The sequence below is a fragment of the Methanogenium sp. MK-MG genome (assembly GCF_009914725.1).
Lineage (GTDB): Archaea > Halobacteriota > Methanomicrobia > Methanomicrobiales > Methanomicrobiaceae > Methanogenium.
Genome location: NZ_JAAAWJ010000023.1, coordinates 23,069 through 29,068 on the forward strand (window position 1 = coordinate 23,069; position 6,000 = coordinate 29,068).

General features: G+C 50.0%; 6 protein-coding genes. All 6 read right to left on the reverse strand.

Annotation, left to right across the window (positions count from 1 at the left end):
* Positions 1-720 precede the first annotated feature (720 nt).
* Entirely contained in the window at positions 721-1,197 is a 477-nt protein-coding gene (locus MKMG_RS05355) for a hypothetical protein (protein ID WP_165076402.1), read from the reverse strand.
* A gap of 91 nt (positions 1,198-1,288) precedes the next feature.
* Positions 1,289-1,723, reverse strand: coding sequence for a HEPN domain-containing protein (locus MKMG_RS05360; RefSeq protein WP_216842875.1), 435 nt, complete (start codon positions 1,721-1,723; stop codon positions 1,289-1,291).
* Positions 1,710-2,270 (reverse strand): nucleotidyltransferase domain-containing protein, encoded by a 561-nt coding sequence (locus MKMG_RS05365; protein WP_165076403.1) that lies wholly within the window; start codon positions 2,268-2,270, stop codon positions 1,710-1,712. The genes MKMG_RS05360 and MKMG_RS05365 overlap by 14 nt, the downstream gene beginning before the upstream one ends.
* A 225-nt stretch (positions 2,271-2,495) precedes the next feature.
* Complete coding sequence (locus MKMG_RS05370; protein WP_165076404.1) at positions 2,496-2,855, reverse strand: DUF2513 domain-containing protein; 360 nt, start codon at positions 2,853-2,855, stop codon at positions 2,496-2,498.
* A 155-nt stretch (positions 2,856-3,010) separates the two neighbouring features.
* Positions 3,011-4,459 carry a DHA2 family efflux MFS transporter permease subunit gene (locus MKMG_RS05375; protein WP_165076405.1) on the reverse strand — a complete coding sequence of 483 codons (1,449 nt, stop codon included), beginning with the start codon at positions 4,457-4,459 and terminating at the stop codon, positions 3,011-3,013.
* A gap of 496 nt (positions 4,460-4,955) precedes the next feature.
* Positions 4,956-5,906, reverse strand: a complete 951-nt coding sequence (locus MKMG_RS05380) for a bifunctional UDP-sugar hydrolase/5'-nucleotidase (RefSeq protein WP_165076406.1) — start codon at positions 5,904-5,906, stop codon at positions 4,956-4,958.
* Positions 5,907-6,000: the final 94 nt, after the last annotated feature.

Here is a 6,000-nt window from a genome sequence, read left to right on the forward strand (position 1 = left end):
AGAAATGGGAATCTTTGTTCAGTTTATTAACTATTGAAAATTATTTGTGGCACCCATAACAGGCTTCGCGGACACTCGCCCGCTGCTCCCGCGAATGACAGACGGCCGGTCCTTTTGTTACAGAGCGTGCAGTGCCCCAGAGACACCTGGTTGTTTTGCAGTTTTATTCAGTTTATTTTTGTGATGATATCAGGAAATATCGCTCTGTAGAAATGCTACGAAGGGAAAGAAAAGATCCGCACAGGAGAAAATCATCCGATGAATATCAGAAACCTGATTAATACTGCATCACCCCTGTTTTTTGCCCCTCTTTGACCCCCTGCGTTTGGGAATCCAAGGGTAAAACAGACGTATTTTTTGCTCATTTTCCCTGCTGGGAAATGGCGGCTGCAATACCTTTTATTTGCTAAAATTACGATTTACTGGAGACCATTAAGGGGTCACTATTATCAGATATTTTGGGGAGGATATATGGGCTGTCTCGACTGAGATCAGCCCTCTCCGGGCTTCTGTGTGGACAAAATATTTCCAGGCGCAAACAGGTTTTGGGGGTATTTAACCGTTTCTTAATCCAATAATTGGCATTTTGCCCAGAGTAATGCGAATTGTATATCGTAGCTTGCAGGAGTTAAAAAATAGCACATCCGGGTGACCAACCCCGGAAAAGAATCTACATTCCGCGGTTGAGAGACCTACGATGAAGTTCTGGTCTCTGTTTTCTCAGAGGATTTCTACAGGGCCGGAAATATCTCGTTTTTTATCAATCGATAATAATGGCGGCGTGCGTTCAGGGGCCCGGTCTTTGTTTGCGTACATTCCCGGATCATAGAGAGAGTGGTCTGTTCCCCCATACGAGTCAGCCTTGGTGAATGTTCCCCCAGATTCATGTAAAGTTCCCTTAGTATCTGTACATATATCTCTATATTGTACAAATTTTGAAGAATGCTCATCAGAACAGACTTTTTCCTGATGCCTCATCATTTGCAATTCCGTGCTGCAAACCTGCTGCAAAATTGAAAACATCAGGACCGGAATTATTTCCCTCATCGTCATCCGAATCATCAAGCCAGACATCGGCCTTCTCCATCCATTCCCGGTAGACTTCCCGGTCAAAAAAGAAGTGATGCTCCCCACTTCATCCCTGTCCCACTGGCAGAAATGCAGCAGGGCGTGGCACTGGATCAGGTCGAAGCGCATGCCGGGTTGCGCCGGTTGGTGGTTGTTTGGAAACAGATCCGTGGTGAGAAAGGTATCCGCACGTGCAGGATCTGCTGCTCAATCCGTTTTATCAGGTCGTATCTGCAAGGAGAACCCGTATCCGTGCCAAAAACCTTGCTCCATATTCTATCGCGGATGCGACTTCCTCAGCTGTTGGATCCGGGCCGAACCCATACTGATTTTCATGCCGCTGGGTTCGCATACGGGAGAAGAGAGTGACCCACTGTTCCTCCAGATGTCCGGTGGTAACATACTTTTCCAGATACCTCTCAATGCAGTAATGACTTTTTTCCCGGATTCCGTCCCGGAACAGGACGGCCCGTGCGGCATGGAACCACACCAGATATGCTCCGTTAATGCTGATCTTCCGTGCTCCTGCAGCTGCGGTCTTCTTCGACTCTTCGAGGTATGACTCGGCAAGGGTGAGGGAATCTTCCGCCTTCTTTTTTGAGGGTGGGACACGTCGGAGAAGGTTCTTTCTGAAGCAGTCATCAATTGCTGACAAGTGATTCACCTCTGATGGTAATGGAGGATGCTGTCAGGGTGGTGTAGAACGGGTGGTCGTGTTCTTTGAGATGTGACAGTTTATCTTTGGTAAGGATCAGGATGTGCGTCTCATAACCGGTGCCGGTGCGGATCTCTTTTTCCAGCTGTGCGATAAGGAGTTCTGATTCCATGGTATAGACCGGGAGAAGCACCCAGATATCGATGTCACTCTCAATGGTGTTGGTGCCTTCTGCAAAACTTCCGTAGACGCCAACTCCGTCCGCCCAGTCCGGGAGGTGGGGGATGGTGGTCGTAAGCAGTTCGATGTTCATCAGGCGTCTGATGGCAGTAGATTCAGCGGTCGTCTGCCAGCGATAGGTGCGGTTCTCCTTTGCAAGCAGCCCCGCACGAACAAGAAGATGGAGATACCGCGATACGAAGGCCTTTGACGCTCCCGTTCCCCTGATCATGTCGGTGGCGGTGACATGCTCCCGCGTTGAGACATAATTGAGGATACGCACTCTCTCTTTTGTTTTAAATATTTCCGTCAGGCATGACTCAGGCATGGTGTATCACATTGAGTTAGTTTCCGTTCCGGGAACAAATAGTTTCTGGAACGGGAACAAAATGTTTCCGAAATGGGAACACAAAGGTTCTGAAGTGGGATCACAGTGGATTTGGTTTAAAAAAGAGTGTTCCGGATGGGGAAACCTGCGCCGACCTGCTGCATCACTCCATTGCTATCATCATTGGCAGACCCCTGTTTTATGATAGAGATTTTGAGACAGGGATTAAATGATGCGAGCCTTAATCAGTTCCATGAATAATGGGATAACGAGGTGAATGGGTGCTTCGCCGATATCGCCGATCATGGTATTCGCCTTCTTCCACAGTCTGTCATCAGAGAAGGCATCAAGGAATGCGTAGCCCTCCCGTGTGATTGCATAAATTTCATACCCTTCGGGAATGTTTGAACCCTCATCACACTGCATATCTGCCCGGATGATTTCCGCCTCATTCAGGAGCATGACATGGTAGGCAATCTCCTGATGGGAGTGACCGTCAATCTGTATTCCTGATATCGCATCCTTGTCTTCATTCGCATCAACGGAGCGTAATATGTTACGTATCAGATTCATGTCGTGTTTCATGCCATTACCTCTTCGTGGACATCAATCATTCCCGTTACCGGGAAACGGATGTCTTCGCTCTATTGTTTTTTTCTGTGACAGGGTAAAAAAAGGATGATTTTCGATTGCTCTTTCTGACTGTATCGATTCGGATGTGCATCTCCCCTTCCCCCCGGTTAAAACCCGGCCACTGGTTCCCCGTCAGTGCTGTAGCCGTTCATCTTTTCTTTGACAAAGAGCATCAGCACCATTCCCAGGATCTCAATTCCCATGAGAAAGAGGAATGTGATATCGAATGCTCCGGCAAGCTCAACGGGCGGGATGGTATGTGCAGAGACATCCGCCAGTTTTGGACCCATGGCAGCGGCGGCCACCAGCATGACAAGGGCGACGCCGAGAGAAGATCCCAGGTTGGTCATCATCTTGATCAGACCTGAGGTGGTGCCCCGGTCTTTTGGGGCGGATTCTCCCATGATGGCACTGTTCAGGGGGGCATAGGCAATGCCGGTGCCTGCTCCCAGCAGGAAGAGGTAGACTTCCACATGGCCGACACTGGTGTAGGGACCCAGTGTGGAGAGGAAGAAAAGGGCCACGGCACAGATCACAAACCCGGTGATGATGGGTTTTTTTGTGCCGATGACGTCTGAGAATCTGCCTGCGATAGGGGATGTGAGGATCATTCCGATGGGGAGGGCCAGCAGGATGGTTCCGGCGTTGTCGGTCGGGAGTTGTTTTACCATCTCGAGGAAGAATGGCATCAGGATCATCACCCCTGCCATGCCCATCTGGATGAGCATGACACTGACATTCTGCAGTGAAAACGACCTGTTGGAAAAGAGACGCATATCGATCAGGGGTTCTGCTGCCCGTCGCTCCCGTAGGGAGAAGAGGGCCCAGAAAACCACGGATACGATCAGGGCAAGAACAGCACTCATTGCCGATGCTCCAAGAAGTGAGGTGAGGCCGTAGATTAGTGTGCCCAGTGCGACGAATATCAATGCCACGCCGGGGAGATCGAGTTTTGCTTCGGGGGTAACAGGGCTCAGACGGGGGAGAATGTAAAGGCCCAGCACGATGGCAATGATGCCTACCGGGAGGTTGACATAAAAAATAACACGCCATGAGAAGGCGCTGGTAAGAAATCCCCCGACCACCGGACCCAGAGCAGCGCCGAGCATGGTGAACATGGCCACGATGCCGAGTGCCTGTCCGCGAAGAGAGGAGGCAAGGTAGCTGGTGACCATGACTGCCCCCAGTGCGGCAATGATCGCCCCGCCGATTGCCTGAACCATGCGGGAGATGATCAGGATATTGATGGTGGGGGCAAGTCCGCACAGGGCTGATCCCACGGTAAAAATAGCAAATCCTGTCAGGAAGACCCTGCGGTATCCTTTGATGTCACCCAGACGGGATGCAGCGAGCAGCAGGCTGACCAGGATGATCAGGTAGGCGTTGAGCACCCAGGACACGGTCACGGTTGAGATGTCAAATGCTTTGGATATCGAGGGGAGAGCGATATTAACGATGGTGGCGTCAAGTCCTGCCATGAATGAACCAAGGGAGATGACGATCACAATCATCAGATCTTTTGGGTACATCCTCTGACGGGTGGTTCGTTCATTCATTATACTGGCTGAGGTGGTTGGTATAATATATATATATATATATCCGATTACGTATTTTCAGGAACATTCCCGGCTGGCATCCGTTGCAGATTTCGCTATTTTGGGCAAAAACCCGACATCAGAGGGCAAATGTCGCTTAAATGATCCATCCTGTAGTCCTGCGGCCCGGAAAAATACGTCCACACAGCGGCCCGGAGCGGGTCGTTATCACCTGGAGATACCCCATAACATCCTCTCAAAATACTCACCAACAGCGACTGCTCAATAGTCCACAATCTATCGTTATTTGAGTAAATAACCGGCAGAATATGCGTAATTTTCCGGCAGTAAATAATGAACAAAAATACGTTCTTTTTGCCCCCCGATTCCCCCAAACGGGGGGTCAAAAACAGTGTGTCAAAGAGGCCGGACAAAAGGTTACAAAAAACAGTGGCGAGGCAGTACCCCGCATACGATATGCATCCGGCCGGTTTTTCACTCAAAAATTCCTATATCATCACAAAACCCGAATCCTCCCGTCCGTCTCCGTCGAGACCGGAGAATTTATTTCAATTTCATCTGCAACGAGATCGATCAGGTTCATCCCGGTGGCAAATTTCCTGTCATCCGGAATCTGTTCAAGGTTCGTATAGCCGTCACCCCCGCCGGAGATGTAGTCGGTGACGGCAACCGTGTATGTCTGTTCCATGTCTATCGGAATAATGCCGGATGCGGTCACCACCGACAGGTGCTCAATCCTCTCTCCTGCTGATGTGACCGTAGCCGTCTCATCGTCAATGCAGCGGGTATCAGCTCCGGTGTTGATCGCAAACCGCAGTCCTGAAACCTGTAAAAATGCTCCCGAAGGCGCCCGGTCCGCTCTGGGGCAGCCGTCATCTGAAACGACAAGTGCGGACGCAGACCACTCAAGCGTCTCTGTTATCTCACTGCCTGTCATCTGCACCGTTACCATCAGATTTTCGTAGGGGAACATCTCGTTCAGGGTAAGATATGATATTTCTCCTGCCGGAATGATACGGTCGCCCCGTATTGATCCTGAATTAATAAGTGCAATATCAACACCGGGCATGTTCTTGCGAACAGTATCCATTACAAAATCTCCCGCATTCGTCTCCCCTGTTCTCAGCGTATTCTTCCGGACGTCAAGAGGAACGGTCGAATAACCGATGCCTTCTGAAAGACTCTCCGTATAATCTGCGTAATAGGGTGTGACAAACGCAGTGATCGCTTCATCATCAGGCATATCCTCAGAGATTTCGTATCGCTCAATGACGGTTTTGGTAACGACACCGTCTTCAATCGTCATATCAACCGTATCCATCTCCTCGCCGTACTTTCCGGCATGAACAATCAGTGTCTCTGTGCCGTCACCGGATGTGACCGTCTCATTCCAGACGAGATGGTCGTGGCCCCCGATGATCAGATCAATGCCCTGAACCGACTCCATACGTCATCGGTTAAGGAATATTTCCACTGGAAACCCCTATCCAGCCACTCAAAGATCGGTCAATAATTTTCTGCACGTACTCATTCGGTACCTA

Bases quoted from the DNA above. Each gene is read 5' to 3' on its own strand.
- MKMG_RS05355 (WP_165076402.1), bottom strand. From the start codon at position 1,197: ATGCGCTTCGACCTGATCCAGTGCCACGCCCTGCTGCATTTCTGCCAG.
- MKMG_RS05365 (WP_165076403.1), bottom strand. From the start codon at position 2,270: ATGCCTGAGTCATGCCTGACGGAAATATTTAAAACAAAAGAGAGAGTG.
- MKMG_RS05370 (WP_165076404.1), bottom strand. From the start codon at position 2,855: ATGAAACACGACATGAATCTGATACGTAACATATTACGCTCCGTTGAT.
- MKMG_RS05375 (WP_165076405.1), bottom strand. From the start codon at position 4,459: ATGAATGAACGAACCACCCGTCAGAGGATGTACCCAAAAGATCTGATG.
- MKMG_RS05380 (WP_165076406.1), bottom strand. From the start codon at position 5,906: ATGGAGTCGGTTCAGGGCATTGATCTGATCATCGGGGGCCACGACCAT.